Origin of the sequence: Brachybacterium kimchii (genome assembly GCF_023373525.1) — a bacterium.
In the GTDB taxonomy this organism is placed as follows: domain Bacteria; phylum Actinomycetota; class Actinomycetes; order Actinomycetales; family Dermabacteraceae; genus Brachybacterium; species Brachybacterium kimchii.
In genome coordinates, this window is record NZ_CP097218.1 from 3899667 (window position 1) to 3924526 (window position 24860).

35 protein-coding genes are annotated in these 24860 nt (G+C 71.3%); 29 read left to right on the top strand and 6 right to left on the bottom strand.

Annotated elements, in window-relative coordinates:
- Positions 1–10 precede the first annotated feature (10 nt).
- Positions 11–2569 (bottom strand): excinuclease ABC subunit UvrA, encoded by a 2559-nt coding sequence (locus M4486_RS17670; RefSeq protein WP_249478636.1) that lies wholly within the window; start codon positions 2567–2569, stop codon positions 11–13.
- Between the two features lie 25 nt (positions 2570–2594).
- A complete protein-coding gene (locus tag M4486_RS17675) occupies positions 2595–3587 on the bottom strand; it encodes an NAD(P)H-quinone oxidoreductase (RefSeq protein WP_249478637.1) in 993 nt (330 codons plus the stop codon).
- A 204-nt stretch (positions 3588–3791) separates the two neighbouring features.
- On the opposite strand from M4486_RS17675, the gene M4486_RS17680 reads away from it, so the two are divergent.
- Positions 3792–5147, top strand: a complete 1356-nt coding sequence (locus tag M4486_RS17680) for a glycoside hydrolase family 76 protein (RefSeq protein ID WP_249478638.1) — start codon at positions 3792–3794, stop codon at positions 5145–5147.
- Between the two features lie 111 nt (positions 5148–5258).
- On the opposite strand, the gene M4486_RS17685 is transcribed toward M4486_RS17680, so the two are convergent.
- A complete protein-coding gene (locus M4486_RS17685; protein WP_249478639.1) occupies positions 5259–5861 on the bottom strand; it encodes a TetR/AcrR family transcriptional regulator in 603 nt (200 codons plus the stop codon).
- A gap of 143 nt (positions 5862–6004) precedes the next feature.
- Between M4486_RS17685 and M4486_RS17690 the strand changes: the two genes are divergently transcribed.
- Complete coding sequence (locus tag M4486_RS17690) at positions 6005–7387, top strand: ABC transporter permease (RefSeq protein WP_249478640.1); 1383 nt, start codon at positions 6005–6007, stop codon at positions 7385–7387.
- Between the two features lie 197 nt (positions 7388–7584).
- Here the strand turns inward: M4486_RS17690 and M4486_RS17695 are convergent, their stop codons facing one another.
- The 3 genes from M4486_RS17695 to M4486_RS17705 are packed head-to-tail and all read right to left on the bottom strand — an operon-like array spanning position 7585 to position 9540.
- A complete protein-coding gene (locus tag M4486_RS17695) occupies positions 7585–8772 on the bottom strand; it encodes a tyrosine-type recombinase/integrase (RefSeq protein WP_249478641.1) in 1188 nt (395 codons plus the stop codon).
- Positions 8769–9179, bottom strand: coding sequence for an ImmA/IrrE family metallo-endopeptidase (locus M4486_RS17700; RefSeq protein ID WP_346731756.1), 411 nt, complete (start codon positions 9177–9179; stop codon positions 8769–8771). The genes M4486_RS17695 and M4486_RS17700 overlap by 4 nt, the downstream gene beginning before the upstream one ends.
- A complete protein-coding gene (locus M4486_RS17705) occupies positions 9121–9540 on the bottom strand; it encodes a helix-turn-helix domain-containing protein (RefSeq protein ID WP_249478643.1) in 420 nt (139 codons plus the stop codon). The genes M4486_RS17700 and M4486_RS17705 overlap by 59 nt, the downstream gene beginning before the upstream one ends.
- A gap of 217 nt (positions 9541–9757) precedes the next feature.
- Between M4486_RS17705 and M4486_RS17710 the strand changes: the two genes are divergently transcribed.
- The 27 genes from M4486_RS17710 to M4486_RS17840 all read left to right on the top strand — a co-directional run bounded on the left by M4486_RS17710 (position 9758) and on the right by M4486_RS17840 (position 24859).
- Positions 9758–9973: a hypothetical protein gene (locus M4486_RS17710; RefSeq protein WP_249478644.1), complete on the top strand. Its 216-nt coding sequence runs from the start codon at positions 9758–9760 to the stop codon at positions 9971–9973.
- A 57-nt stretch (positions 9974–10030) separates the two neighbouring features.
- Positions 10031–10222 (top strand): helix-turn-helix domain-containing protein, encoded by a 192-nt coding sequence (locus M4486_RS17715; protein WP_249478645.1) that lies wholly within the window; start codon positions 10031–10033, stop codon positions 10220–10222.
- 99 nt (positions 10223–10321) lie between these two features.
- The gene (locus tag M4486_RS17720; protein WP_249478646.1) at positions 10322–11266 is read left to right on the top strand and encodes a YqaJ viral recombinase family nuclease; all 945 of its coding nucleotides are present in this window, start codon (positions 10322–10324) and stop codon (positions 11264–11266) included.
- Between the two features lie 14 nt (positions 11267–11280).
- Entirely contained in the window at positions 11281–12087 is an 807-nt protein-coding gene (gene bet, locus M4486_RS17725; RefSeq protein ID WP_249478647.1) for a phage recombination protein Bet, read from the top strand.
- Entirely contained in the window at positions 12084–12446 is a 363-nt protein-coding gene (locus M4486_RS17730; RefSeq protein WP_249478648.1) for an HNH endonuclease, read from the top strand. Before bet ends, M4486_RS17730 begins: the two co-directional genes overlap by 4 nt.
- Entirely contained in the window at positions 12443–12994 is a 552-nt protein-coding gene (locus M4486_RS17735; protein WP_249478649.1) for a single-stranded DNA-binding protein, read from the top strand. The genes M4486_RS17730 and M4486_RS17735 overlap by 4 nt, the downstream gene beginning before the upstream one ends.
- A gap of 55 nt (positions 12995–13049) precedes the next feature.
- Entirely contained in the window at positions 13050–13475 is a 426-nt protein-coding gene (locus tag M4486_RS17740; protein ID WP_249478650.1) for an HNH endonuclease signature motif containing protein, read from the top strand.
- 92 nt (positions 13476–13567) lie between these two features.
- Complete coding sequence (locus M4486_RS17745) at positions 13568–13933, top strand: hypothetical protein (protein ID WP_249478651.1); 366 nt, start codon at positions 13568–13570, stop codon at positions 13931–13933.
- Positions 13930–14886 carry a hypothetical protein gene (locus M4486_RS17750; protein ID WP_249478652.1) on the top strand — a complete coding sequence of 319 codons (957 nt, stop codon included), beginning with the start codon at positions 13930–13932 and terminating at the stop codon, positions 14884–14886. Before M4486_RS17745 ends, M4486_RS17750 begins: the two co-directional genes overlap by 4 nt.
- A complete protein-coding gene (locus M4486_RS17755; RefSeq protein WP_249478653.1) occupies positions 14883–15392 on the top strand; it encodes a hypothetical protein in 510 nt (169 codons plus the stop codon). The genes M4486_RS17750 and M4486_RS17755 overlap by 4 nt, the downstream gene beginning before the upstream one ends.
- Positions 15389–15955: a hypothetical protein gene (locus tag M4486_RS17760; protein WP_249478654.1), complete on the top strand. Its 567-nt coding sequence runs from the start codon at positions 15389–15391 to the stop codon at positions 15953–15955. The genes M4486_RS17755 and M4486_RS17760 overlap by 4 nt, the downstream gene beginning before the upstream one ends.
- The gene (locus M4486_RS17765) at positions 15945–16133 is read left to right on the top strand and encodes a hypothetical protein (protein WP_249478655.1); all 189 of its coding nucleotides are present in this window, start codon (positions 15945–15947) and stop codon (positions 16131–16133) included. The genes M4486_RS17760 and M4486_RS17765 overlap by 11 nt, the downstream gene beginning before the upstream one ends.
- Before the next feature lie 58 nt (positions 16134–16191).
- A complete protein-coding gene (locus M4486_RS17770) occupies positions 16192–16377 on the top strand; it encodes a hypothetical protein (RefSeq protein ID WP_249478656.1) in 186 nt (61 codons plus the stop codon).
- Positions 16374–16811 carry a hypothetical protein gene (locus M4486_RS17775; protein WP_249478657.1) on the top strand — a complete coding sequence of 146 codons (438 nt, stop codon included), beginning with the start codon at positions 16374–16376 and terminating at the stop codon, positions 16809–16811. Before M4486_RS17770 ends, M4486_RS17775 begins: the two co-directional genes overlap by 4 nt.
- Positions 16811–17101, top strand: a complete 291-nt coding sequence (locus M4486_RS17780; RefSeq protein ID WP_249478658.1) for a hypothetical protein — start codon at positions 16811–16813, stop codon at positions 17099–17101. Before M4486_RS17775 ends, M4486_RS17780 begins: the two co-directional genes overlap by 1 nt.
- Positions 17098–17280 (top strand): hypothetical protein, encoded by a 183-nt coding sequence (locus tag M4486_RS17785; protein ID WP_249478659.1) that lies wholly within the window; start codon positions 17098–17100, stop codon positions 17278–17280. Before M4486_RS17780 ends, M4486_RS17785 begins: the two co-directional genes overlap by 4 nt.
- A 106-nt stretch (positions 17281–17386) precedes the next feature.
- Entirely contained in the window at positions 17387–18487 is a 1101-nt protein-coding gene (locus M4486_RS17790) for a hypothetical protein (RefSeq protein WP_249478660.1), read from the top strand.
- Between the two features lie 366 nt (positions 18488–18853).
- Complete coding sequence (locus tag M4486_RS17795) at positions 18854–19042, top strand: hypothetical protein (protein WP_249478661.1); 189 nt, start codon at positions 18854–18856, stop codon at positions 19040–19042.
- On the top strand, positions 19039–19506 hold the full coding sequence (locus M4486_RS17800) for a hypothetical protein (RefSeq protein WP_249478662.1): 468 nt from the start codon (positions 19039–19041) through the stop codon (positions 19504–19506). Before M4486_RS17795 ends, M4486_RS17800 begins: the two co-directional genes overlap by 4 nt.
- 23 nt (positions 19507–19529) lie before the next feature.
- Positions 19530–19799: a hypothetical protein gene (locus M4486_RS17805; RefSeq protein WP_249478663.1), complete on the top strand. Its 270-nt coding sequence runs from the start codon at positions 19530–19532 to the stop codon at positions 19797–19799.
- Positions 19799–20077, top strand: coding sequence for a hypothetical protein (locus M4486_RS17810; protein WP_249478664.1), 279 nt, complete (start codon positions 19799–19801; stop codon positions 20075–20077). The genes M4486_RS17805 and M4486_RS17810 overlap by 1 nt, the downstream gene beginning before the upstream one ends.
- Positions 20078–20205: 128 nt before the next feature.
- Positions 20206–20595 (top strand): hypothetical protein, encoded by a 390-nt coding sequence (locus M4486_RS17815; protein WP_249478665.1) that lies wholly within the window; start codon positions 20206–20208, stop codon positions 20593–20595.
- 256 nt (positions 20596–20851) lie between these two features.
- The gene (locus M4486_RS17820) at positions 20852–21238 is read left to right on the top strand and encodes a hypothetical protein (RefSeq protein ID WP_249478666.1); all 387 of its coding nucleotides are present in this window, start codon (positions 20852–20854) and stop codon (positions 21236–21238) included.
- On the top strand, positions 21231–21551 hold the full coding sequence (locus M4486_RS17825; protein WP_249478667.1) for a hypothetical protein: 321 nt from the start codon (positions 21231–21233) through the stop codon (positions 21549–21551). The genes M4486_RS17820 and M4486_RS17825 overlap by 8 nt, the downstream gene beginning before the upstream one ends.
- Positions 21514–22008: a ParB/RepB/Spo0J family partition protein gene (locus tag M4486_RS17830; RefSeq protein WP_249478668.1), complete on the top strand. Its 495-nt coding sequence runs from the start codon at positions 21514–21516 to the stop codon at positions 22006–22008. Before M4486_RS17825 ends, M4486_RS17830 begins: the two co-directional genes overlap by 38 nt.
- 15 nt (positions 22009–22023) lie before the next feature.
- Complete coding sequence (locus M4486_RS17835; RefSeq protein WP_249478669.1) at positions 22024–23283, top strand: PBSX family phage terminase large subunit; 1260 nt, start codon at positions 22024–22026, stop codon at positions 23281–23283.
- The gene (locus tag M4486_RS17840; protein WP_249478670.1) at positions 23270–24859 is read left to right on the top strand and encodes a phage portal protein; all 1590 of its coding nucleotides are present in this window, start codon (positions 23270–23272) and stop codon (positions 24857–24859) included. Before M4486_RS17835 ends, M4486_RS17840 begins: the two co-directional genes overlap by 14 nt.
- Position 24860 lies beyond the last annotated feature (1 nt).

Consider the following 24860-nt stretch of genomic DNA (forward strand, 5'->3'; position numbering starts at 1 on the left):
GAGGGTCCCCTCAGCCCGCGGTGTGCGCGGCGAGCCACCGCCCCGTCGCCGAGCCCTGGCACTGCGCGACCTGCGCGGGGGTGCCCGAGGCGACGATCCTCCCGCCGTCCTCGCCGGCGCCCGGACCCAGGTCGATGACGTGATCCGCCTGCGCGACCACGCGCATGTCGTGCTCGACGACGATGACGCTCGAGCCTCCGTCCACGAGCCTGTTCAGCTCGGCGACCAGCAGGTCCACGTCCGCCGGATGGAGGCCCGCGGTCGGCTCGTCCAGGAGGTAGGCGGTGTGCCCGCGCGCGGTGCGCTGCAGCTCGGTCGCGAGCTTGATGCGCTGCGCCTCGCCGCCGGAGAGCTCCGTGGCGCTCTGGCCGAGCGTGAGGTAGCCCAGTCCGATCGCCTCCAGGGCATCGAGGGCGCGCATGATGCGGGCGTCGGATGCGAAGACCCCGCGGGCCTCGCGCACCGAGAGGTCCAGGACCTCGGCGATGGTCAGCGAGTTCCACGTGACCTCGAGGGTCTCGTCCGTGTACCGGGCGCCGTGGCAGTCGGGGCACGGGGTGAAGGTGCCGGGCAGGAACACGAGCTCGACCTCGATCTGGCCCTCGCCCTGGCAGGTGGGGCAGCGGCCCGCGGTGACGTTGTAGGAGAAGCGGCCGACGCCCCAGCCGCGCCGCCGGGCCTCGTCGGTGTCCGCGAACAGGCGGCGCACCCTGTCGAACAGGCCCGTGTACGTCGCCAGGCATGAACGGGGAGTGCGCCCGATGGGCTTCTGCGTGATCCGCACCAGTCGGTCGATCTGCTCCGCACCGCGGACCTCCCGGACCCGCGGAGGCCGTTCGGCGCCGGGGAGCTGGGCGTCGGGTTCCGCACCGCCCACCTCGTCCTCGTCGTCGTCCACGCTGGTGCGGACCGTCCCGGCGAGGACCCGCGCGATGACGTCGCTGATCAGCGTGGTCTTCCCCGAACCGGAGACGCCGGTGATCGCCGTGAAGGAGCCCAGGGGCACCTCGACGTCCATGTCATGGATCGTCCGCGCCTCGACGCCCGTCAGGAGCAGTCCGCCCGTCGGCCGGCGGGACTGATCGCGGGTGCGCAGGGGCGGCAGGGGTCGGCCGAGGTGCGCGGCCGTGCGGGACCCGGGGGCGTCCGCGAGCTGCGCGACCGGGCCCGAATGCAGGATGCTGCCGCCCTCGACGCCCGCCCCGGGGCCCATGTCGATCACCCAGTCGGCCTTCTCGATGAGCCACATGTCGTGCTCGACGAGCAGCACCGAGTTCCCCTCCTCGAGGAAGCGGTCGAAGAGGTCCTGCAGCATCCCCTTCTCGCTCGGGTGGAGTCCGGCCGACGGCTCGTCGAGCACGTAGGCGACGCCGAACAGGCCCGCCCGCAGCTGCGAGGCGAGGCGCAGACGCTGCAGCTCGCCCGTGGACAGGGTGCGCGCCGGCCGGTCCAGCGTGAGGTGCCCGACCCCGAGGCCCACCATCGTGCGCAGCACCGGCAGCAGGTTCGGCAGCAGCAGGCGCTCGGCCTCCGCCTCGGGGGAGACGTCGTCGCGGTCGGTGGCCGCATCCTCCGTGCCGTGCTCCATCCCGAGCTGCGTCGCACGCTCCTCGCACATCGCGAGCACCTGCTGCGCGCTGCGCGCGAGGAGGTCGAAGATCGGCAGACCCAGGTACGTGACGCGCAGGGCGTCGGCGTGGAGACGATGCCCCTCGCACGCGGGGCACAGGGACGTGTCGAGGTGGCGCAGGGCCCGCTCGCGGGTCTTCTCGGAACCGGCCGCGGAGACCGCGTGCCGCAGGTAGCGGGCCACGGACTGCCAGCGGCCCTCGTAGGTGCGCTGGACCTGGTCGACGCCGCGCACCGGATGGACGGTGACCACGGGCTGCTCGTCGGTGAACAGGATCCACTCGCGCGCCTCACGGGGGATGTCGCGCCAGGGCACGTCCATCGGCGCGACCTCGAGGGTGGCGAGGATGTCGTGGAAGTTCTTGCCCATCCAGGCGCCCGGCCACGCCTGGATGGCGCCGTCGTCGATGCTGAGCGAGGGGTCGGGGACCATCGAGCGCTCGGTGGGCTCGTGCAGCACGCCCGTGCCGCGGCAGACGGGGCACATGCCCTCGGTCGTGTTCGGGCTGAACGCCTCGGCGAGCAGCCGGCCGCCGTGAGCGGGGTGGCCGCGGGTGAGGACGTCGGCGGGATGCTCGCCGGCGCGGGCGTAGAGCAGGCGGATCGCGTGGGAGAGCGTGGTCAGGGTGGCGACGGTGGAGCGTGCGCCGCCGCCGCTGGTGCGCTGCTCGAGGGCGACCGTGGGCGGCAGCCCATGGAGGCTCTCGACCCGGGGGTCCATCGCGCTGCCGATGAGGCGGCGTGCGAACGGAGCGATCGACTCGAGGTATCGGCGCTGCGCCTCGCCGTGGATCGTGCCGAAGGCGAGGGAGGACTTCCCCGAACCGGACACGCCGGTGAACGCGACGAGCGTCCCCCGCGGGAAGGACGTGCTCACATGGCGCAGGTTGTGCAGGTGCGCGTCATGCACGCGGACCAGGTCATCGTGGGCATCGGGCATGGTCGGACCGTAACAGGGCGGGCCGTCAGTCCCTGACGTCGAGGATGACCTTGCCGAGGTGGCCGCCGTCCTTCAGGATCTGGTGGGCCTTCTCGGCATCGGCCAGGGGGAGTCGTGCCTGCACCGGCAGGCGCACAGAACCGTCCTCGAGCATCGGCCACACGAGTTCGCGGGTGAGCTGCACGATGAGGTGCTTCTCCGCGACCGGTCGCGAGCGCAGGGTGGTGCCGATGACGCGGGCCCGACGGCCCATCAGGGCGCCGAGATCGAGCTCGCCGCGGGGCCCGCCGATCGTGCCGATCACGACGAGACGGCCGTGCTCGCGCAGCATCCCGACGTTGTCGCGGAGGGTCGGCCCGCCGACGACGTCGAGGATCACGTCGGCTCCGCCGGCCTCGCCCACTGCGGCGGGGACGTCGGTCGTGTGCCGGTTCCAGGCGAGGTCCGCGCCGAGCTCCTGCGCCGTGCGCACGGCGTCGTCGGAGCCGACGGTCGTGAGCGCCCGCGCGCCGAGCGCGTGGGCGAACTGGATCGCGAACGAGCCGATGCCGCCCGTGCCGCCGTGGACCAGCAGGGTCTGCGGGCCGGGAGCGGGCTCGCCCTGCAGGCGCGGCCACGGGTTGTCCGTGCGGCCGCCGGGGCGCAGGTCCGCCTCGATCACGAGGTTCGAGACGACGGTCGCCGCGACCTCGATGAGACCGGCGGCGTCGTGCAGGTCCAGGGCCGACGGGGCGGGCAGCACCTGCGCCTCGGGCACCGCGACGACCTCGGCGTATCCGCCGCCGGCCAGCAGCGCGACGACCTCCTCCCCGGTGTCCCGGCGCCGACCGGAGACCTCGAGGCCGGGGATCTCCGAGGCCCCGGGAGGCGGAGGGTAGTGCCCGGCGGTCTGGGCGAGGTCGGCGCGGTTCACGCCGGTCGCGACGACGTCCACGAGGATCTCGCCGTCGGCGGGCACGGGCTCGGGGATGTCGCTGAGCTGGAGGCGGTGGTCCTCGGTGATCGTGATCGCGCGCATGGGATCCACGGTACGCGGCGGGCGCGGCGTCGGCCGATGCCGGGCCACGGGAAGCCGGCCTCTCCGCGCCCCGATCCGAGCACCCGCGTATCGGTACGAATCGGAACGGTTCCCCCGAAGCCGGGACCTCGGGCCGACGGGTCGCTAGCGTGAGCGGCGATGCGGCGCCCGGCCGTGCGCCGCGCACTCGATGAGGAGTCCGCCGTGGCAGATCAGACCTTCGACCCCGCCCCGCACGATCCCCGAGCCGAGGAGCCCGCCGGCGCGGGCGGCCGTCCGGGCCGGAATCCCAGCCGCCATCCGGGCCGCCGCGCCCTGCTGGGAGCCGCGGTGTGCGCGGGCGCCCTGCTGCCGGCCGCGGCGGCGGGCGCGGCCCCGACGGGCGGTGCTGCCACGACGGGCGGTCCAGCCCCCGCCTCGCCGCATCGGCCGGAGAGATCCGGGGATCGCCTCTCGACGGGTCAGCGCCGTCGACGCGCACGCCGTGCGGTCCGCGCGCTGCAGCTGAACTTCTCGCTCCCCGCGCCGAGCCCGATGCTCTCCGAGCTCTATCCCCGCCGCGACGGTGACCCCGACTTCTCCTACTGCTGGCCGCTGTCCCAGGCCCGCTCCGCAGCCTGCGAGCTCTCCTACGCCCTCGCCTCCGAACCCGCGCAGGACCGCCGGCTCCGCAGTGCGCTCGAGGACGCCCAGCAGGCCTACTGGTACGCGGCGGGCGGCGAGACGGGCCTGCCCGGGTGCACCGCCGCGTGCGATCGGGAGCAGGGCCCGCACGGTGACATGTACTACGACGACAACGCCTGGGTGGGCCTGCAGGACGTCGAGGAGCATCTGATCGCCGGCGGCGGGCGCGGGAACCTCGAGCGGGCGCGGGCGATCCTCGAGCTGCTGCGCTCGGGGGAGGACACCGACCCCGATGCCCCGAGCCCCGGCGGCATCTTCTGGACCCAGGCCGGTGACGAGAGCGGTCGCAACACCGTCTCCACCGTCCCCTCGGCGAAGCTCGCCCTGCGACTGCACCAGATCACGGGGGACGCGACCATGCTCCGCGACGCGCAGCGCTGGGTGTCCTGGGCCCGCGGGGCCCTTCTGGCCGACGAGGGGCTGTTCTGGGACAACATCGCGCCCGACGGCACCATCGACAGGACCTTCTGGAGCTATAACCAGGGGGTGCCGCTGGGCACCGAGGCCCTGCTCTTCGAGATCACCGGGCGACGGGCCCACCGCGACCGGGCCGTGGACCTCGCCGATGCGGTCGTGCGCCGATACGCGCCCTTCGAGGACGGCGGCGGCCTGGACGATCAGCCCCTGCAGTTCGCCGCGATCCTCACCGCGAACCTGGTGATGGCGCAGGCGGTGATCGGCGACCGGATCCCCGGCCGTGCGATCGCCCAGGCCTATGCCGATCGCCTGTGGTCGCGCCGCGATCCCGGCACGGACCTCTACGACGGGGAGAAGCGCGAGGGCGGGGACCGTCTGCACCTGCTGGACCAGGCGGGCTATGCGCGGGCGCTGGCCGTCGCGGCCATCGGGGAGAAGCACGCGCGCCTGCTGTGCTGAGAGCGCGAGGACTGCAGAGCTGAGGGGCTGCGGGGGCGAGGGGCTGCGGGTCGGCGGGACAGCGGGGCCGAAGGGCTGAGGGACTGCGGGACGACGGGGTCGCGGGTCGGATCAGTCCACCTCCGTCGGCTCCTCGCCGAGGAGGGCTGCGACGCCGCGCGAGAACGCGACGGCGTCGGTCTGCTCGAGCAGCGCGGACTGCGCCAGGAAGCCCTGGACGAGCGCGGCCATCACGCGCGTCGAGGCGCGCGCGTCGGCCGTCGGGTCCGGGCGCTGTTCCTGGGTGAACCAGGAGGTCAGATACTCCTCCATCGTGGTCTGCAGTGTGGAGAGGACGCCCACGAAGACCTCGCGCACGCGCGGGTCGCGAGCCGCTTCGGCCCACACCTGCAGCACCAGCGTGCCGTCGCGGGCGAACTCCGGGATCGTCGTCAGCAGCAGACGCAGCACCTGCGAGGGCGGAGGGATGGGGGAGGAGGCGATCACGCGCTCGAGCTCGGTGCGGCGATCGGCCGCGAGGCCCTCGGCGACGGCGAGCAGGATGTCGTCCTTGGAGGGGAAGTATCCGTAGATCGCCCCGGCGGAGAGCCCCGAGCGCTCGATGACCTCGGACATCGAGACCGAGCTGATGCCCTTCTCGCGGACGGCGTCCCGCATCGCTTCCACGATCCGTGCTCTCTGGGCGGCACGGCGCTCCTCGGTGATCCTCGGCATGATGCCCATCATAGAGAACGGTCATTCTGGTTGTGCGTCCGCGGGACAGACCTCATACTCAGAACGTTCATTCGAAGAACGGTCCGCCCGGAACCCGGCGTCGGCCCGGTGGTGGCCGTTCGACAGCAGATCAGGGGAGATGCATGGCTCAGGAGCACACGCACCGCAAGGACGTGTCGGCGCAGCAGCAGCGCGACGCCGCCGCGCAGCAGCACGAGGAGGCGACCCACCGCGCGCCGGAGTCGTCGTCGGCCTCGTCGCAGACCTCGTCGGCCCAGGACGAGGCCGCACCCGTCGCGCCGGTCGACGCCGCCGCGAGCTCGGACGACGCACCCTCCAAGCCCGCCCCCACGCCGTGGGGGAAGGCCGTCGGCCTCGGTCTCATCGCCTCCGCCCTGATCACCGTGGTGCTGCTGGCCTTCCTCTGGCCCACCTACGAGTCGAAGGCCAAGGACGTCACGGTCGACGTGGTCGCCTCCCAGTCGGACTTCGAGGACTTCACGCAGGCCGTCGGCGATGCCGCGGAGAAGAACGGCCAGGACCTGCCCTTCGAGTTCACGCGGGTGGACGACCGCTCGGACGCGGTGACGCACATCAAGGAGCGCGAGGCCTACGGCGCCTTCGTGCTGCCCGCCTCGAAGGACGACAAGCTCGAGGTGCTCACCGCCTCGGCGGCGAACACCTCGGTCTCCACGATGCTCGGCCAGACCGGGCGCAGCATCGTCGCCGCACAGACACAGGCCGTTCTCGCCCAGGCGCAGGAGAAGATGTCCGACGGGTCCTCCCAGCAGTCCGGCGACCAGCAGACGCAGCAGGCGAGCGACCCCTCGGCCATGCAGGAGCAGATGCAGAAGCAGCTCGGCTCGATCATCGGCGCCGCGCAGGCGGGTCTCCAGGGTCCGACGATCACCGACGTCGTGCCGCTCTCCGACGACGACCCCCAGGGCGCAGGCCTCGCCGTGGCCTCCCTGCCGCTGACCATCGGCGGCATCGTGGGCGGCTCTCTCATGTCCTTCGGGCTCAAGGGCAGCTGGCGTCGACTGCTCGGCGTCGTGGTCTACGCGGTGGTCGGCGGGCTCGCCATGGTGCTCATCCTCGACGCCTGGTTCGGCTTCGCCCCGGCCCCCGCCTTCGAGCTCTGGGCGGCCGTCACGCTGAGCCTCGCCGGCACGGTCGGGCTCATCGTGGGGCTGAACAGTCTGATCGGCGGTGCGGGGATCGGCGTCGGCGCTCTGATCACGATGCTCATCGGCAACCCGATCTCCGGCGCGCAGTCCCCGAAGGAGTTCCTGCCCGGTCCCTTCGGCGAGATCGGTCAGCTCTTCGTGCCCGGAGCGACCGGGACCCTGGTGCGGGACCTCTCCTACTTCCCCGACGCGAGCCTCGTGCAGCCCTGGCTCGTCCTGGGCGGCTGGGTGGTCGTGGGCCTTCTGCTGATCATCCTCGGTCACCACCGCACGGGAGGGCACGCCCACAAGGGCGAGCCGAGCCGGCGCGACGCGCAGCAGGAGCCGGCGGCGGCCTGAAGGTGCGGCCCGGGCCGCCGGGCCGCCGGGCCGCCGGGCCGCCGGCCCCCGGTCGACGGCCCCGGCCTCGCAGCCATCATCCGATAAGGTTTCCTGGCGGCGAGGCCCGTGGGTCCGCCGCCGGGAGGGATGACAGAGCGGCCGAATGTGGTGGTCTTGAAATCCATCCGGACACCGCAGGTCACGGCCGGATCGGGTCACCCGTGCAGGGGGACGACCACTCCCGAACCCTCCGAGGCCCCGGCGTCCTCGCCGTCGCCTGTGTTCAATCCGTGAGCGGCCAGCGCCGCCGTGCGCGCAGCGTCGAGCGACCCCGCCACCGCGTCCAGGTCCGAGTCCCACAGGTCCGCGTACCGGTCCAACGTCATCGCCGCCGAGCGGTGCCCCAGCATCCGTTGCACCGCTTTCACGTGCGCCCCCGACTGCACGGCGAGGGACGCGGCCGTGTGCCGCAGGTCGTGGATCCGGAGGTAGTCCACCCCGGCGTCCTCAAGGGCGGCCTGCCACCAGAGCCGGCGGCCCCGGCGCACGCGCCCCGGCGTCCGGAGGTACTCCCCGCGCGGGGCCGGGAACAGGAGCGCCATGGGGTCGCGGCCCTCGGTCTCGTCCGCGACCATCCGGGCGACGAACCCGGGCAGGTACAGGGTGCGCCGCTCGTGGGTCTTCGGCGTCCCCACCTTCCACCCGTTCCGCGTGGGCACCACGGCGCGGTCCACCCGCACCCTCGCGCCCTGCACGTCCATCACGCGCAGCGCGGCAGCCTCACCCCACCGCAGCCCCCCATAGGCGAGGAGGTAGACGAGCGTGCGGTGCTCCCCGGCGCGCTCCGCGACGGAGCGGACCTCCAGGTGCGACAGGTACCGGTGGGCTGACGAGCGGGCGCGGGGCAGCGTGATCCCGCGCGCCGGGTTCACCGCGATCCGGCGATCCCGCACGGCGGTGTCGAGCATCTGGGCGAGCACGGCGTGCGCGCGCCGCACGACTGTCGGGGACTTCCCCGCATCCACGAGGTCCGCGATCCACGCCTCCACCTCGGAGGGCAGGATCCGCGCGACCGAGGTACGGCCGAACCGGGGGCGGACGTGGATCCGCCATGCCCCCTCGATCCCATCGAGCGTGGACGGCTTCACGCGGGTGCGCTTCGCCCGCAGCCACGGGTCCGCGAGCTCGGCCAGGTGGATCCGGCCGGCGGACACCTCCACGAACTCGCCGCGCCGCTTCGCGCCCTCGGCGTCCGTGAGCCATGCCTCCGCGTCCCGCTTCGTGGGGAACCCGCGCTTCATGGACTGTCGGCCGTCGGGCTTCCGGTACCGGACGAGATAGCGCGGCTTCCCCGTCCGCGCGTCCGTGTACTGCTTGACCTTCGGGTTCGCGGTGTCCCTCATGCGCACATCAACTCCCGATGCTCGAGGACCTCCCGGTAGGCGAGGACGACGGGGCGGGTGACGCCGAGCTCGTCCGCGAGGGCGCCGGGATGGCATCCCACGATCGTCTCGGCCTGCTCGTAGGCCATGCCGGGCACGAGGAGGCGGGCGGCGAACCGCCAGGCGCGCTCCTCAATGTGCGGCGGCTGGGGGCCGTCGTCTCCGTAGGTCGCGTGGCCGAGCTCGTGAGCGAGCACGGAGCGAGACTGCACGGCGGTCATGCGGGGGTCCAGCCAGATCGACCGGTGGCGCAGTGACCATTGGCCATCCCGGCCGTCCATGGGCCGCCACCAGATGCGGATGCCATGGTCATGAGCGAGGTCGATCAATCGGACCATCGGCGGTCCCGGCAGCGAGGTCGTAGTCATCGGGGGAGGGCTCCTCTCCGTAGTCCGCGGGGGACTGGATTGTGTGTGGGGTGTGCTCTGCGTGCGCCAGGCGGCGCCCGAGCTCGCGGAGGAGGGCCGGGTACGGGTAGCTGGAGAGCCCCGGGGCATCGGTGACGCGGAGCCGCTTCGCGGTCTCCTCTGACACGAGACCGGCACGATATAGCGCCTCTGGGACAGGCCGGCCGTAGTGGTGGGCAATGCGGATCACGGCCTCCGGGGAGGGCTTCGCGCCCTTGCGCCATCGGGAGACGTTGGACTGGTCGAGGTCTGCGACGCGGGCGATGGCTGCCTGGGAGGCGCCGCCGGTGATTTCGGCCAGGTAGTCAGTGAATGAGTCCATGCGTGGATCGTATGCGCGCACTCATACATTTGACGTCCCCCAAACGGGCGGCGGGCCGGGGTGAACCGCCAGGGCGGGGCACGTTTCGGCCGAGGACCAGGCCTCTACCTCTAGGTATGCGCGCACGCACCTATCGCTTGCGCGATCGCATCGGAGGCTGTAGCGTATGCGGTGACGCATAGCCCGATGCGCACCAGCATCCACGAGAGGAGGTGTCATGCCTCGACTTCGCATCAACCGCTCGGTCCTTGACGACTACATGGCCGCGGAGGGGATCCGCTCCCGAAACGCGCTCGCGAAGCGCATGGGGGTCAACTCGGCCACCGTCTACCGCGTTCTGAGCGGCTCGCAGGCCCCAGGAGAGCGGTTCTACCTCGGCCTCAAGACCGCGTTCCCCGGTCGATCCATGGACGACCTGCTCGTCAAGCAGTGACAGCAGAACGCCCCCGGCCAATGACCGAGGGCGCCCCACACACACCAAGGAGTCTACATGCCCGCCGTGACAGCACTCATGACCCCCGCCGAGGTCGCCACCTACCTCGGCGTGAAGCCCAAGACACTCGAGGGCTGGCGCTACAAGCGCACCGGCCCCCCGTTCATCAAGCGGGGCCGCGTCGTCCGCTACCGCGCCGACGCCCTCCAGGAGTGGCTGGACCAGAGCGAGGTGGCCACCAGTGCCTGACCTCAACGGCTACGACGCCGCCTGTGCCATCGCCCTCCTGCTCCTCCTCGGCGCCGCCTGGCGCGAGGTCCTCACCTACTACCGGAAGGGAAACCGGTCATGACCGCCACCGCCCGCCAGATCCTCCCCGCCGCTGCCGACGGCACCGAGCAGTGGAAGGACCAGCGAACCGCCGGATTCGGAGGCACCAACGCCGCCGATCTGTTCCTCGGCACCACGTCCCGCTTCCGCCTCTGGCGGGAGAAGCGCGGCCTGGCATCCAAGGAGGAGGTGTCCCCGGCGCTCCAGGCACTGTTCGACCACGGCCACGAGCGGGAGAAGCCCCTCGCGGACCGCTTCACCCGGGAGACCGGGCTCAAGGTCCGGAACACGGGCACGTGGGCACGGAAGGACCGCCCCTGGGCGCTCGCGAACCCGGACCGTCTCGTCGGCACCGACGGCCTCCTGGAAATCAAGACGACCGGGGGCCGCGCCGAGGCCGTGGACTGGTGGACCTCCGGTCGTGTCCACCCGAAGGCGTGGGTCCAGGCCCATTGGTACGCCTACGTCACCGGCCGCACCGTCCTCTGGTTCATCGCGGAGGTGGACCGGGTGCCGTTCATCCTCGGCCCGTACGACGCGGACCAGGGACTGATCGAGACCCTCGCGGACCTGGCCGCCGATTTCTGGGCGACCGTGCAGGACGGCAGCGCCCCGGACGACACCCCGGAGCCGTCCCGGGAGATCGCCTACGTGCCCCCGGCCGACGGCACCGAGGTCGTCATCGACCCGTGGGACGACCTGTCCGAGACCGTGCAGGGCCTCGCGACCCTCAAGGCCGATGCCAAGTACATCGCGGAGGAGGTCAAGGCCGCCGAGGCGATCGTCCAGGAGGCCATGGGCGGCGCGGAGGTACTCCGCTCCCGCGACGGCACGCAGCTCGTCACGTGGAAGCCCACGAAGCCCCGCACGTCGCTCGACAAGGACGCGATGCGCGCCGACGGCATCAACCCCGACGACTACATGAAGGCCGGCAAGCCCGGCCGCCAGTTCCTCGTGAAGTGAAGGAGACAGCAGACATGAGCACCCGAGAGCTCGCCCTCCCCGAGAGTGGGGACCCGAACGACTGGACGCAGCAGGAGGCCGCCCTCGTGGAGGCCGCCGGGCTGATCACCCGCAACCCACGCGGGGGCATGGACCTCGCCCCGCGCGCGACCGTGGAGTCCTTCCTGGCGCACTGCCGCCGGACGGGCCTGGATCCCATCGCCCGCCAGATCTACGCGATCTGCCGGAAGGGCCGCTGGGGGATCCAGGTCTCCATCGACGGCGCCCGCCTGATCGCGGAGCGCTCCGGCCAGTACGAGGGGCAGACCGCCGCCCAGTGGACCGCGGACGGCCGGGAGTGGTTGGACGTGTGGCTGGACCAGGAGGCCCCTGCGGCTGCCCGCGTCGGCGTGTACCGCACCGGTTTCCGTGAGGCCGTCTACGGCGTCGCCCGGTTCTCCGAGTACAACGCGGGCGGGCCCATGTGGCAGAAGATGCCCGCCACGATGATCGCGAAGTGCGCCGAGATGCTGGCGCTCCGCAAGGCGTTCCCGCAGGATCTGTCCGGCCTGTACTCCACGGACGAGATGGACCAGGCGGGGCAGCCCCAGCAGGCCGCCCAGGTCCACGAGGAGCGCATGGCGGAGCCCGGCGAGGAGGACGCCGTAATCGACGCCGAGGTCGTGGAGGACTCCCCGCAGTGGCTGGACCGGATCGCGAAGGCCGCGACGGTGCAGGACCTCGGCGCCGTGTGGCAGGACGCCGCCGCCGCGCACGCCGTGGATGAGGGCCTCCGGGCCGCGTTCGCCCAGCGGGGCGCCGACCTCAAGGCCGCCGCGTGACTCGGCCCCGCGTCCCCCGGGACGTGGCCGAGCTCGTCCGGTGGAGGGACCGGGACCAGTGCCAGCGGTGCGGCGTCTACACCGCGGGCGGGTCCATCCACCACCGGCAGGGCAGGGGAGGGGACTCGCCGCACAGCCCGGCGAACCTCGTCCTCCTGTGCGGCTCCGGGACCACGGGTTGCCACGGCTGGGTCCATGCCCACCCGGCGGCGGCCTACGCGGCGGGCCTCATGGTCCGCCGCCTCGGGATCCTCACCCCTGCGGAGGTCCCGATCACCACGCCGCGCGGGGAGGTCTACCTCCTCCCCGACGGCTCCACCAGCCTCACCACCCACCCCATGAAGGAGACCACCGCATGAGCAACGAAACGATCGTGACCGTCGTCGGCAACCTGACCGCCGACCCGGAGCTGCGCTTCACCCAGGCCGGCATCGCCGTCGCCGGCTTCACCATCGCGTCCACCCCGCGCACGTTCAACCGGCAGTCCCAGCAGTGGGAGGACGGGGAAGCCCTGTTCCTGCGCTCGTCCGCGTGGCGCGACGCCGCGGAGAACGTCGCGGAGTCCCTGGAGAAGGGCTCCCGCGTCATCGCCCAGGGCCACCTCCGCCAGCGGTCGTTCACCGACCGGGAGGGGAACCAGCGCACGTCCATCGAACTGGACGTGCTGGAGATCGGCCCGTCGCTCCGGTACGCGACCGCGAAGCCGGTCAAGGTCAACCGACAGCAGGGCGGGGGACAGGCGTACGCGGCGCCGCAGGGTCAGCAGGGCGGGTTCTCCGGCCCCGGGCAGCCCCAGGGCGGGCAGACGTGGCCCGACGCCGCACAGCCCGGCCAGGGCGCACCGCAGGGCGGCGGCTACGCACCCCAGGGAGGTGGGACCGGTGACTACTCGGAACCTCCTTTCTGAGGCCCGCTCCCGGCACGCTCCGGTCACTCGGCACGCGATCCCGCACGGTGCCGCGATGGCGGCCGCTCACGCCTACGTCGAGGACGAGGACGGGTGCTACGTGTCCACGTACTCGGTCGGCTCCCACGGGTACGCCCAGAAGTCGTGGGCGTGGCTGGACGACGAGGGCGTGCGGCACTCCGCGACCACGACCGCGCACCGAGCGGCGTGGACGTACTGGCAGGGGCCGATCCCCGGCGGGCTCACCATCGACCACCTGTGCAAGAACCGCCGGTGCGTCCGCCGCGAGCACCTCCGCATGGTCACGAACCACGAGAACGCCCGGCGCACGGCCGGGAGGGACTGGCCGCTCGGGGAGTGCCTCCACGGTCACCCGAACTCGGAGCTCGTGCTCCGGTCTGGGCGCCTCCGGTGCCGAGTCTGCGAGCGCGAGAGGCAGCGCACCTACCGGGCGCGCCGAGCGGCGCGTACCACCACCTGACCCACCGCCCCGGCCCCGCGCAGGGCGGCGACGGCTCACGACCGAGCCGGGGCACGCGAACAGCAGCACCCACACGAGAGAAGGAGGACCCCATGGGACGCTCACGAGCGAGCGCGCGCGCCGCCGGCACCAGGTTCGAGCGGTCGGTAGCGGACTACCTCGCCGCGACCGTGGATGACCGGATCGACCGGCGCGTGAAGCACGGGGCGAAGGACCGCGGCGACGTGGGCGGCGTGCGCGCCGTCCTCGGCGGCCGGGTCGTCATCGAGTGCAAGGACGTGGCCCGCACCGACCTTGCCGGGTGGGTCCACGAGTCCCACGTGGAGATGGGCAACGACGATGCCGTGGCCGGTCTCGTGGTCCACAAGCGCCGCGGAACGGCGGACCCGGCCGACCAGTACGTGACCATGACCGTCCGGGACCTCGTGGCCCTGCTCGTCGGCACGAGGCCGGCATGAGCGGCGGCGTGCCATGGGGCAAGGTCTACGGCGATCTCTGGCGACACGAGAAGTGGGTGGGCCTGTCCAAGGGCGGGAAGGCGCTGTGGACGTCCTCGTTCTCCTGGTCCAAGGAGTCCAAGACGTACGGCCGCATCCCCGGGCACCTGCTCTTCATCTTCGACGGCACGGCCGACGAGGCTGCCGAGCTCGTCTCCTCCGGCCTCTGGGACCGCGACGGCACCGACTACCTGTTCCACGACTGGGACGAGCGCCAGGAGAGCCTGGCGAAGGACCGCGACGTGTCCGAGAAACGAGCCGAAGCAGGCCGCAGGTCGGCCGAAAAGCGCAGGTCACAGAAGAAAGCAGGAACAAACGGGAACACCCCCCGAACAAGCGACGAACAAGCGCGAACAACGGGGGAGCACACCACCCCGGAGACCCCCTCCATGGGCCACGTGCAGCAGCCCGCCGAGACCCCCTCGGACGGACTGTTCCCGCTGGTCCAGGCCGGAAGCAGGAACAAACGCGAACTAGAACGAGAACGAGAACGAGACCGAGAGGTCTCTACTACAAGCTCCTCCGCCGGTTCCACGCGGCAGAGCCGCGCGTTCGTGTACCCGGACGAGTTCGAGACGTGGTGGAGGGCCTACCCCCGCAAGGACGACAAGCGGAAGGCGCTCAGCCCCTGGAAGACGGCGCGCCGGTCCGTGTCCAACGACGTCCTGATCGAAGGCGCCGAGCGGTACCGGGATGACCCGAACCGCTCCGACGCCTACACGAAGCTCCCCGCCACGTGGCTCAGCGGCCACTGCTGGGAGAACGGACCACTCCCGTCCCGAGGCGGGCCCGCACCGCGTGACGGCTTCGCCCAGTCCCTCTCCGTCGTCCAGCAGTTCCGCGCGGCCCGTGCCGCCGAGGACACCCAGCAGCTCCCCACCCAGCCCTACCCCGAAGCCAGGAGGCTCGCATGATCCGCATCGACCAGATGGCCGAACTCCTCACCATCGCCGCCGGCGCCGACACCCGGTTCCCCGGGCTCTCGTCCATGCAGGACCCGCGCCTGGCGGCGTGGGTGCAGATCCTGGGGGAGACCCGCTACGAGGACGCCGAGGCGGCTGTTCTGCGCATCGTCCGCCGTCCCCAGCTCCAGGTCCTCCAGCCCGGCCACGTCATCGCGGAGGTGAAGGTCCTCCGCGAGGAGCGCGTGAAGGCCGCCGGGGACCACGCCCTCACCCCGCCGGATGGTCTGCCGCCCGGCCGGTGGCCGGAGTGGCTCCGGTCCGCGAAGCACGCGATCGGGGACGGGTGCACGCCGGAGCAGGCGATGGATCTGGCGGACCACCAGATCTCCGCGGCGTATCCCAACGCCAAGCTGGAGCGGCGCGAGCTGCCCGCCAGCCGTCGCCCCCTCGTCATCGAGGAGCACCAGCCGCGCGGCATGTCCTCCGGTCGCGAGCAGATCGGGAGGACGGCATGAGCGCCCCCAGGTGCGGGTACTGCGGTGCCCCGACGATGAACGGCACCCTGTGCCTCAAGGGCAAGAACGGTGACCCCCGATGCTGGCCCCGACTCCTGGACCTCCTCGGCCGGTGCGACGGCCTGGAGGCGGACCTGGAGTCCGCGATCGGGAAGCGCGGCCGCTACGGCGAGCAGGTCCGCGGGACCACCGCCCCGGGGCTGCCGATCAACCCCGCGGCCGTGGAGGTCCGCGGCGAGCTCTACACGGCGCTGGCCGACGCCCTCCGCGGCCTCGGCACCCCCAGGCTGCCCGTGACGATCGACGGGACCGCCCGCGCACTCCTGGACACCCAGGACGCCCTCCGCCGCTCGTACCGGGCGCCGGTCCTCCTCGGAGACCTGGAGGCGCTCGTGCACCGCGCGGTCGCGATCACGGACATTCCGAAGGGCACGCCGGGCGTACGGGCGATGATCTGCCCCGCCTGCCACCGCCGGCAGTTCCTCCGCTCTGTGGGCGGGACACTGGAGTGCACCCGGTGCGGTGAGCGTTCGACGGTCGAGGCGGTGCGTCATGCCTCGTGACCTCGTGGACACCGCGACGGCGGGGGAGGCGGTGGGCCGGTCGGCGTGGACGATCGGCCAGTGGGTCCGTGACGGGCGGCTGTGCGCGTACGGGACGGCCCGTCGGCGGCGGGTGTCGCTGGGGGAGGTGCTGGAGCTGGCGAGGGTGCTGGGGGTCTCCTCGCCGTACGGGCTCTAGCGTCCACGCATGCAGACTTGCGCGAGCGCATGGACTGCCCTAGAGTATGCGTAGACGCATGAAGAAGATGCGCCCGCACACACAACGAGGAGCCCTCATGCACCACCACGCCCGATGCGCCCGCTACTGCTGCCGCGCCCGCCGCGTCGCCTACGGCCTGTGCTCCACGCACTGGTTCGAGCTCTGCGACCGCGCCCACGTGACCACCTACCAGGCCGCCGCGATGTTCGAGGAGGCGGCATGAGCACCATCCCGCCCCTGCTCGCACCCAAGGCCGGCCAGATATGCCAGATCGACGGCCACCCCGGCACCTGGCAGATCAGCGCCCAGTCCCCGAAGCTCCGCCTCTGGTGGGCCATGCCCTGGAGCGACGACGCGCGCACGGACCCCGACCTGTGGCAGGGCCACATCAAGGCCCATGTCATCGACATCAAGAACCCCACGTTCCTGCCAGGAGGGGCCATGGCCATACTCCGCATCACCGGACCCCAGGGCGAGCGCACCCGCCGCTTCACGGACCTGGAGGAGGCCGCGAAGTTCGGGGTCGCCTACTACCTCACCGACAACGGCTACGCCTCCCGGGCGAAGGCCAAGACGGCCGCGGACAAGATCCGCACGAAGGGCGCGGCCACCGTCGAGGGCGACGCCGGGACGTTCGCGTTCGAGGTGCTCTCGTGATGGCGCGCAAGCTCCGCGGGCGCGATACGGGCGTCGATCCAGTGGACTCAATCGAGGACCTGCGTCTCCTCGCAGCTAACGCCGGCCGCTACGGAGTCATCACCGTCCCCGCGGCCGCGATCCTCGACCTCATCCCCGAGGGTGCCGTCAGTCTCGACGAGCTCGGGGAGGCAATCTCCGACGCCGAGGAGGCCGCCGGCCGGGCGAGCTCCGCCGCGTACGACGCGGAGGCGGCGGCCGACGACCTGGAGTCGCTCATCGACAAGCTCAGGAAGGGGGCGAGGTCATGACCCCGATCCCTGACCTCATCACCTACCAAGACCCGGAAGTCCTCACCCCACCGGAGCCGCCGGCGGACGCGTGCCCGTACTGCGACCGCATCGAGGGCCACGAGCCCGACTGCTCCGAGGCCGCTGATTGGACCCCCTCCCGGTTCACCCCGGGCCGCTGGAACGAGGAGCACCCGTGAGCGTCCTGACCGCCCTGGTCTACGCGTTCGGGATCTTCCCGATCGTCGGGGGCCTGATCGTGATGGTCCTCGTGGCCGCCGATCACATCATCACCAGGAGGAAGAAATGACCCACACCGCAGACGACTTCCGCACTGCCCGCTTCGCGACTCACCCGGACGGGAGGATCGCCGCGCGCGCCGGGGGCGATTCCGTCCAGTGGAGGACGAGCGGGTACCCGGTCTGGGAGTCCGACGAGAGCATGGCTGCCGCTGGCTGGTCCCCGCTCTCCGAGTCCCTGCCGTCCACGGTCACCGACAAGATGGTGCAGGCCGCAATGGACGCAGCCGGGCAGTCCATGCCAGCCCCCTGGTGGGGCGGCACCGAGTGGCGGAGCTACACAGGGGAGATCCTCACCGCCGCCCTGTCTGCCGCCCCGGCCCCAACGGGCGACGAGGCCGAAGCGCTCGGACTTGCGCGCGCTGGCGAGGCTCACGCGGAGCGTCTGCGCGCTGAATGGCAGGAAGCCGCCGAGCGTGAGCGCACCCGCGCGGCGGAGGCCGAAGCCGCGCTCGAAGATCTGCGCGAGCAGTACGGCACCGCCGTCCGTGAGAAGGACGAGTGGGAGGCCAACGAGCAGGAGCAGGCCCGTCGCGCGGATGACGCCGAGGCGTCCGCGGCCCTATGGAAGGAGACCGCGCGACACCTCACCCGGAAGATCCACGACGAGGACGGACTCGTCATGCGGGCGATCCGCGGCGGGCAGCACTGCAACGACGTTGCGGCGGGCTGGAAGGCCCGCGCGGTTAAGACCGAGCTTGAGCGCGCGCGGCTACAGGCCGAACTGAACGCAGTGCTCTGGGGGTCGAAGGACCGCACCGCAGCCATGACCGCCCGCGACCATCTGGACGCCGCGTGGGAGGCCGCGCACGTGCCCGCTGATGGGACCATCCCCGAGGGTGCGGAGTACCTGGAGCGCGTCGCGGATGGGCCGTACATGCGGCGCACGGCGGCGGGTCCGCTGAGCTGCGAGGTGCGAATCCCCGGGGGCGCCATCGAGCGTCGTCTCCTGGACCCGCCGACCCCGAAGCGACCCGAGGGAGCCGAGGCCATCCAGGTCGTCCTGGATGAGTGGTTCGCGACCGATCAGGAAGACCGGGGCAAGTTCGCCGAATTCCTGGCCGAGCGTGGCGTCCGCGCACCCGAGGACGGTGAGGGCGAGCGATGACCCGGACGCACACCACCCGACCCGTCTGGACGTGGATCTGTGACCGTTGCGGGGCCACCAGCGGCGACCTCGCATACCAGCAGTCCCTGCTCCCGTCTCCTGCCGCGATGCGTGAGCGGGGATGGTTCATCGCGGACAAGTGGGGCGACCTGTGCTCACGGTGCAGGGAAACCCCTCCGATCGAGGACGGTGCATCGTGAAGCGCGCCGAGAGGGTGGAGGTCAGGAAGTGCCGGAACTACTTCGGTTGGCAGACGATCCGGCACCACGGACCTCGAACCAACCGCACGTTCTCCTGGCACCCCACCCACGCCGAGGCCCTGGCGCACGCCCTGGCCGCTGTGGGACTCGCACCCGAGGAGGAGCGATGAGCGAGCAGTGTGCTCACTGCGGCGTGACGCCGTACCACTACATGACCCACGTCTGCGCGGACTGCACGTGCCACGTCACCGAGGTCCGCATCCCAGGTGAGCCGCACATCCCGGCGTACCTCGACATGGAACCGAACCCCGAGTGCCCAGTGCACCGGAACACCGAGAAGGAGAACGAACGATGAACCCGACCCACGATTGGCAGATCGACACGCACTCTATGGAACTCGTGATCCGACGCGACGAGGAGGACAGCATCGGCGTCCATCTCGGCCACGACAACATGGACGACGCCCACGCCACGACCATCCTCACCTCGCGACTCCTTGAAATGATCGAGACCGTTCAGCCCGGCGCAGTGCGCGCGTGGGCCGCGTCCCTCCCGCCGACCGACGCCGAGCGCATCGTTCGCGACCTCCACCGCGAGGTCATCGTCTACGAGCTGGACAGCGCGAACGGCACGTGGGTGTACGGCGACGACGATGAGCGCATAGTGCTCCGCCGGTTCTGCGCCGAGTGCTCATCGGAGGACGTGATCCACGCCGTGGAGGACCAGGACTGGATGGAGGACTGGGGGTACGCCCACGAGGTGGACTACCCCTGCGACACGATCCGTGCCCTGACCGCCGCGAGGGAGGCCCAGCGATGACCGACGAGACGAGGAGAAGCGAGATGACTGACAGCCCGTTCAAGACCTACGAGGTGACGACGGTCAGGACCGTCACCGTCGCCACGATCACCAAGGAGAACATCGGCCAGATCGCCGCGCTCATCAAGGGCAAGGTCGACTACTCCGATGAGGGCCCGACGCTCATCGAGCCGGGCCGGGGCGGCATGATCTGGCGACTCGGCATGACCGTGGGCCTGCTGGGCAAGAGTCTCACGAACCAGAGCGGCGTCCTCACCGGACGCGACGTGACCAACGTGAGGGAGACCGAGTGATGACCACAGAACCGACCGACCTGCGCGGGAGGATCGCGGCCCGAATCCAGCCGTTCCTGGCGATGAACTACCCGTGCAGGTGCGCGCCGGATGACCCGACGTGCGACCGCGAGTGGTCCGAGGCAGAGGAGTTGGCCGATGCTGTCCTGCCCATCGTGCGGGAGGCGCAGGCCGAGGCGTGGGGGAAGGGCCACAGCGCAGGCTGGCACGACCACGCACTCGACGCCCCATACGCGCCCCTCACCTTCACCCCGAACCCCTACAAGCCGACCACCTGACGACGGGACGCAATGCGGCGGGACACCGCAACGCGATCGTGACCCCGCCAGCCCTCGTGCGTCCCACCCACCTGGCACCCTGGAAAGTCGCTGTGACTTCCCAGCATCACCCCCTCAAGGAGCACCCCATGCACACCATCCGCCGAATCGCCGCCACCGCCGCCGTCCTCACCGCCACCGCAGCCCTCGCAGCCTGTGGGGGAGAGGAGCCCTACGACCACCTCGGCGTGTCCGAGGACTACCAGCAGAAGATCACCGACGCCGGCGCCGAGTGCGACTGGGAGACCAACTCCGATGGCGACTACACCGGGTCCGTGTGCAACGTGGACGGGGACGCCCAGCTCGTCATGGTCGTGGCAGGCGACTCGGACGTCCTCAAGGAGCAGGGCGACGAGCTCAAGGACGCCATGGAGCACGGGATCGCCGCGGAGGGGGATGACTTCGTGGCGGTGACGACGGACCTGGACATGTCCGCGACGGTGGACAAGGCGCTGGGGTCGGACTCCAAGAAGTTCTGACCACGCCGTGCGGGTGCGCATGACGACTTGCGTAGACGCACGATCACCTGTAGATTCTGATCGACTGGTCACTACTGGGTCGAGCACCTCGGCGGGCGCTCCCCGGCACGACACCAGCAGGCCGCCCGGCCCGCCTATCTCTCGGGGCACGGGCCGGGCGGCCGCACCAACCCCATGAGCGGCCAGGCGCCGCACACGAGCCCATCACCCCACCCGGGTGGTGGGCTCCAGTCATTCCTAGACGGAGAACGCACCCATGGCCACACGACGATCCATCGAACGCGAGGACCGCGACCTCCGCGTCTACCAGCTCGCAGCCTCCGGCCTCGCCTACGCGAAGGTCGCGGAGCAGATGCACCTGTCCAAGTCCACGGTGGCGAGGATCGTCAACAAGCAGGCCCTGGAACACAAGGACGAGAACCTCAAGCTGGCGCGAGACATGATCCTCCAGCGCGGCCAGATGATCGTCCGCGCCCACATGGAGACGATCCGTGACCCCCGCTCGGCGGACGTGATCCTCAAGGCCAACGACCAGCAGGCCAAGCTCCTCGGCCTGTACACGCCCCAGCAGGGCGCCGGGGTCGCTGAGGCCGCGTCGCTCCTGTCCACCCTCATCCAGCGCGAGGAGGCCCCGGATGCGTGAGCACGTCGAGACTCCCGTGATCATCGAGTACCGGGTGCGGATCCCCCGCGTGGGCCGTGGCCTGTTCGGCCGGCGTGACGTCCTCGCGGAGGGCACCATGCACGTCCCGTTCCCCCTGCCCGTGGAGACGACCATCGCGTCGGTCAACGACCAAGGCGAGGCGATCATGGACCGCACGCCCGTGCCGCGGGCCGTGGACGCCGAGCTCAGGCAGCGCCTCGCCGCGATGGCCGACGGCTTCACCGCCCCCCTCACTTCCCGGGAGGAGGCAGCAGGTGCACGACCTCACCATCCACCACGTACCAGTCGCTGACCTCGCGCTCCTCCCGGGCAACCCCCGCCAGGGCGACGTCGGCGCCGTCGTGGAGTCCATGCGGACCAACGGCGTGTACCAGCCGATCATCGTCAACCAGGGCACGCTCACGGGCCGGCCGCTGGAGGTCATCGCCGGGAACCACCGGGCGCAGGCCGCCCAGCAGCTCGGCATGGCCACGGTCCCCGCGATCCTCCTGGACCTGGACGATGACGCCGCCACCCGTATCGCCCTCGCGGACAACCGCACCAGCGACCTCGCGGACTACGACACGGCCGCGCTCGTGGTCATGCTCCAGTCTCTCGACGGGTACGCGGGCACCGGCTACGACGGCGACGACCTGGACGACCTCCTCCGCGACCTCGCCGGCCCACCGGAGAAGCCGACCCCCACACCGTCCGGCCCGACGGAGCGCCTCTGCCCGTCGTGCGGCTACGACCTGAACCAGGGGGACTGACCGGAGGGGGACGCGATGCCTGGCCTGTCCACGGCCCAGCGGGCATCCATCCTCGAGTCCACCGGCGCCGTCAACGGCTGGGAGGGCTCCATCCGGTCGGGCAAGACCATCGCCTCCCTGATCCGGTTCTCCGAGTACGCGATGGCCTCCCCGGAGGGGCATCTGGCGATCCTCGGATGGACCCTGACGACGATCCAGCGGAACGTCCTGGACCCCCTCGTGAACCTGCACCCGTCGATCGTCCGCCACACCCGCGGGTCCAACGTCGCGTGGATCATGGGCCGCGAGGTCCAGCTCGTCGGGTTCTCCGACAAGCGCTCGGAGGCCGTGATCCGTGGCCTCACCCTCGCCGGCGCCTACGTGGACGAGGCGACGCTCATGCCGGAACAGACGTTCGTGCAGCTCCTCGGCCGCCTGTCCATCCCGGGCGCCACCCTGTTCTTCACCACGAACCCGGACAGCCAGTCCCACTGGCTCCGCCGCCGCTACCTCAACCGCCTGGACGCACTACCAGACTGGCGGATCTTCCACTTCACGATGGACGACAACCCCGCCCTGTCGGCGGAGTACGTGGAGGCGAAGAAGCGGGAGTTCACGGGCCTCTGGTACCGCCGGTTCATCCTCGGGGAGTGGGTCAGCGCGGAGGGCGCGATCTACGACTCCTGGGACCCTGCCCAGCACGTCATCCCCTGGGAGACGCTGCCGCGGATGCGGCGCCTCCTCGCCGCCGGCATGGACTACGGCACCACCAACCCGTCCTCGGCCGTACTCCTCGGCCTGGGGGAGGACGACACGCTCTACCTCGTGGACGAGTGGCGGCACGACCCATCCGTGACCGGCCGTCGCCTCACCGACGCGCAAATCTCGGCGCAGGTCCGCGACTGGCTCCACGAGCCCCACCTACCCGATCAGCCCGACCTCACCCCCGAGTGGCTGATCCTCGACCCCGCCGCCGCCTCCCTCAAGGTCCAGATGCGACTGGACGGGGAACGCCGCGTCATGGACGGCAACAACCACGTGGCCTACGGCATCCGCACCGTCGCCTCCCTCCTCACCCTCGGCGCCCTCCACATCAGCGACCGGTGCACGGGCGTGATCGAGGAGGCCCCCTCCTACGCGTGGGACCCGAAGGCCACCGAAAAGGGCGAGGACAAGCCCCTCAAGGTCGCGGACCACTCGCTGGACGCGATGCGGTACGCGATCACGACCACGGAGACCGTCTGGCGGCCGTGGATAGACGAATGGACCAGGAGGTCACAAGATGCCGCAGCGTGACGCGTGGCCCCCGGAGGAGCTCGCGGAGATTCTTCCGGCGATGGCCCGCTGGTCTGCCTGGTACTCGGGCGATACCGCGAAGCTGTCCACCCTGTACACGCAGGACACCACGCAGTCCCCGTTCCGCCGGCAGGGCGTGTTCGGTGCTGTGGCGGGTGCGGTGCGCCGCTGGTTCTGGGGACAGACCCAGGAGGAGACCTCCCGGCCCCAGACGAAGATCCACGTCCCCGTCGCCTCGGAGCTGTGCCAGGCATCGGCCGACCTCCTGTTCGGCAAGCCCCCCATGCTCACCGTGGACGACGACACGACCCAGGAGCGCCTGGAGCTCATCATGGGCGAGGGCGCGCACAACGTCCTCGCGGCGGCCGCAGAGCTCGCGGCGGCGCTCGGTGGCGTGTACCTCCGCGTCGCCTGGGACCAGAGCATCGCACAGCACCCGTTCATCACCCGAGTGGACGCGGACCGTGCGATCCCGGAGTTCCGGTGGGGCCGCCTGGTCGCTGTCACGTTCTGGGCCACGGTGAAGCGCGATGGCGGCACCGTGTGGCGACACCTCGAACGACACGAGACCGACCAGGACGGCATCGGCATCGTCCGCCACGAGCTCTACCAGGGCACCGACGTCGCCCTGGGGCGCGTCGTCCCCCTCACCGAGGCCAACGCAACCGCCGGGTTCGCGGACGTCGTGGATGCCGACTCCCAGGTCTCTACCCTCACCCCCGGCCTCGCCGTCGTGTACGTCCCCAACCAGATCCCCAACCGGGACTGGCGGGAGCACCCGATCGGCGCGAACCTCGGCCGCTCCGACCTGGACGGCGTGGAAGATCTCCTCGACCAGTACGACGAGGCGTGGTCGTCGTGGATGCGGGACCTCCGTATCGGCAAGGCCCGCATCGTCGCCTCCCAGGCTCTCCTGGACGACAACGGCCCCGGGCAGGGCGCGACCCTCGACCTGGACCGTGAGGTCTACGAGGGCGTGAACACGCCCCCGTCCGCGATGGATTCCGATGGTGGCCTGCCGATCAAGGCCGTGCAGTTCGACATTCGAGTGGAGCAGCACGAGCGGACCGTGGCTGGCCTGTATAAGCAGATCATCGCGGGCGCCGGCTACTCCGCGCAGACGTTCGGGGAGAACAGCGACGGCGGCGCACTGACGGCTACGGAGGTCCGCTCCCGTGAGTCCCGGACCTACACGACCCGCGACCGGAAGATCCGGGCATGGCAGGAGGCGTTGACGGCCCTGGCCGACAAGAGCCTGGCGATTGACCGGGCGGTGTTCCGGTCGAACGTCAAGACGGACCTGCCGGTCTCCGTGCAGTTCGGGAACACCATCCAGGACTCGCAGGAGACCCTGGCGCGCACGGCGCAACTCCTCTCGCAGGCCATGGCCGCGTCGGTCAAGACGCGCGTGCAGATGGTCCACCCGGACTGGTCGGACACCGAGGTGGACGAGGAGGTGGCCCGCATCCAGGAGGAGGCGGGCGAGCCGGCCCCGGATCCCGAGTACCTCGGCGCGTTCGGCGCCGGCCTCCCCACGGCAGACGAGCCCGACGAGGAGCCGACCGGCGAGGAGTGAC

Bases quoted from the DNA above. Each gene is read 5' to 3' on its own strand.
- M4486_RS17670 (WP_249478636.1), bottom strand. From the start codon at position 2,569: ATGCCCGATGCCCACGATGACCTGGTCCGCGTGCATGACGCGCACCTG.
- M4486_RS17675 (WP_249478637.1), bottom strand. From the start codon at position 3,587: ATGCGCGCGATCACGATCACCGAGGACCACCGCCTCCAGCTCAGCGAC.
- M4486_RS17685 (WP_249478639.1), bottom strand. From the start codon at position 5,861: ATGCCGAGGATCACCGAGGAGCGCCGTGCCGCCCAGAGAGCACGGATC.
- M4486_RS17690 (WP_249478640.1), top strand. From the start codon at position 6,005: ATGGCTCAGGAGCACACGCACCGCAAGGACGTGTCGGCGCAGCAGCAG.
- M4486_RS17695 (WP_249478641.1), bottom strand. From the start codon at position 8,772: ATGAGGGACACCGCGAACCCGAAGGTCAAGCAGTACACGGACGCGCGG.
- M4486_RS17700 (WP_346731756.1), bottom strand. From the start codon at position 9,179: ATGACTACGACCTCGCTGCCGGGACCGCCGATGGTCCGATTGATCGAC.
- M4486_RS17705 (WP_249478643.1), bottom strand. From the start codon at position 9,540: ATGGACTCATTCACTGACTACCTGGCCGAAATCACCGGCGGCGCCTCC.
- M4486_RS17710 (WP_249478644.1), top strand. From the start codon at position 9,758: ATGCCTCGACTTCGCATCAACCGCTCGGTCCTTGACGACTACATGGCC.
- M4486_RS17715 (WP_249478645.1), top strand. From the start codon at position 10,031: ATGCCCGCCGTGACAGCACTCATGACCCCCGCCGAGGTCGCCACCTAC.
- M4486_RS17720 (WP_249478646.1), top strand. From the start codon at position 10,322: ATGACCGCCACCGCCCGCCAGATCCTCCCCGCCGCTGCCGACGGCACC.
- bet (WP_249478647.1), top strand. From the start codon at position 11,281: ATGAGCACCCGAGAGCTCGCCCTCCCCGAGAGTGGGGACCCGAACGAC.
- M4486_RS17735 (WP_249478649.1), top strand. From the start codon at position 12,443: ATGAGCAACGAAACGATCGTGACCGTCGTCGGCAACCTGACCGCCGAC.
- M4486_RS17740 (WP_249478650.1), top strand. From the start codon at position 13,050: ATGGCGGCCGCTCACGCCTACGTCGAGGACGAGGACGGGTGCTACGTG.
- M4486_RS17745 (WP_249478651.1), top strand. From the start codon at position 13,568: ATGGGACGCTCACGAGCGAGCGCGCGCGCCGCCGGCACCAGGTTCGAG.
- M4486_RS17750 (WP_249478652.1), top strand. From the start codon at position 13,930: ATGAGCGGCGGCGTGCCATGGGGCAAGGTCTACGGCGATCTCTGGCGA.
- M4486_RS17755 (WP_249478653.1), top strand. From the start codon at position 14,883: ATGATCCGCATCGACCAGATGGCCGAACTCCTCACCATCGCCGCCGGC.
- M4486_RS17760 (WP_249478654.1), top strand. From the start codon at position 15,389: ATGAGCGCCCCCAGGTGCGGGTACTGCGGTGCCCCGACGATGAACGGC.
- M4486_RS17765 (WP_249478655.1), top strand. From the start codon at position 15,945: ATGCCTCGTGACCTCGTGGACACCGCGACGGCGGGGGAGGCGGTGGGC.
- M4486_RS17770 (WP_249478656.1), top strand. From the start codon at position 16,192: ATGAAGAAGATGCGCCCGCACACACAACGAGGAGCCCTCATGCACCAC.
- M4486_RS17775 (WP_249478657.1), top strand. From the start codon at position 16,374: ATGAGCACCATCCCGCCCCTGCTCGCACCCAAGGCCGGCCAGATATGC.
- M4486_RS17780 (WP_249478658.1), top strand. From the start codon at position 16,811: ATGGCGCGCAAGCTCCGCGGGCGCGATACGGGCGTCGATCCAGTGGAC.
- M4486_RS17785 (WP_249478659.1), top strand. From the start codon at position 17,098: ATGACCCCGATCCCTGACCTCATCACCTACCAAGACCCGGAAGTCCTC.
- M4486_RS17790 (WP_249478660.1), top strand. From the start codon at position 17,387: ATGACCCACACCGCAGACGACTTCCGCACTGCCCGCTTCGCGACTCAC.
- M4486_RS17795 (WP_249478661.1), top strand. From the start codon at position 18,854: ATGAGCGAGCAGTGTGCTCACTGCGGCGTGACGCCGTACCACTACATG.
- M4486_RS17800 (WP_249478662.1), top strand. From the start codon at position 19,039: ATGAACCCGACCCACGATTGGCAGATCGACACGCACTCTATGGAACTC.
- M4486_RS17805 (WP_249478663.1), top strand. From the start codon at position 19,530: ATGACTGACAGCCCGTTCAAGACCTACGAGGTGACGACGGTCAGGACC.
- M4486_RS17810 (WP_249478664.1), top strand. From the start codon at position 19,799: ATGACCACAGAACCGACCGACCTGCGCGGGAGGATCGCGGCCCGAATC.
- M4486_RS17815 (WP_249478665.1), top strand. From the start codon at position 20,206: ATGCACACCATCCGCCGAATCGCCGCCACCGCCGCCGTCCTCACCGCC.
- M4486_RS17820 (WP_249478666.1), top strand. From the start codon at position 20,852: ATGGCCACACGACGATCCATCGAACGCGAGGACCGCGACCTCCGCGTC.
- M4486_RS17825 (WP_249478667.1), top strand. From the start codon at position 21,231: ATGCGTGAGCACGTCGAGACTCCCGTGATCATCGAGTACCGGGTGCGG.
- M4486_RS17835 (WP_249478669.1), top strand. From the start codon at position 22,024: ATGCCTGGCCTGTCCACGGCCCAGCGGGCATCCATCCTCGAGTCCACC.
- M4486_RS17840 (WP_249478670.1), top strand. From the start codon at position 23,270: ATGCCGCAGCGTGACGCGTGGCCCCCGGAGGAGCTCGCGGAGATTCTT.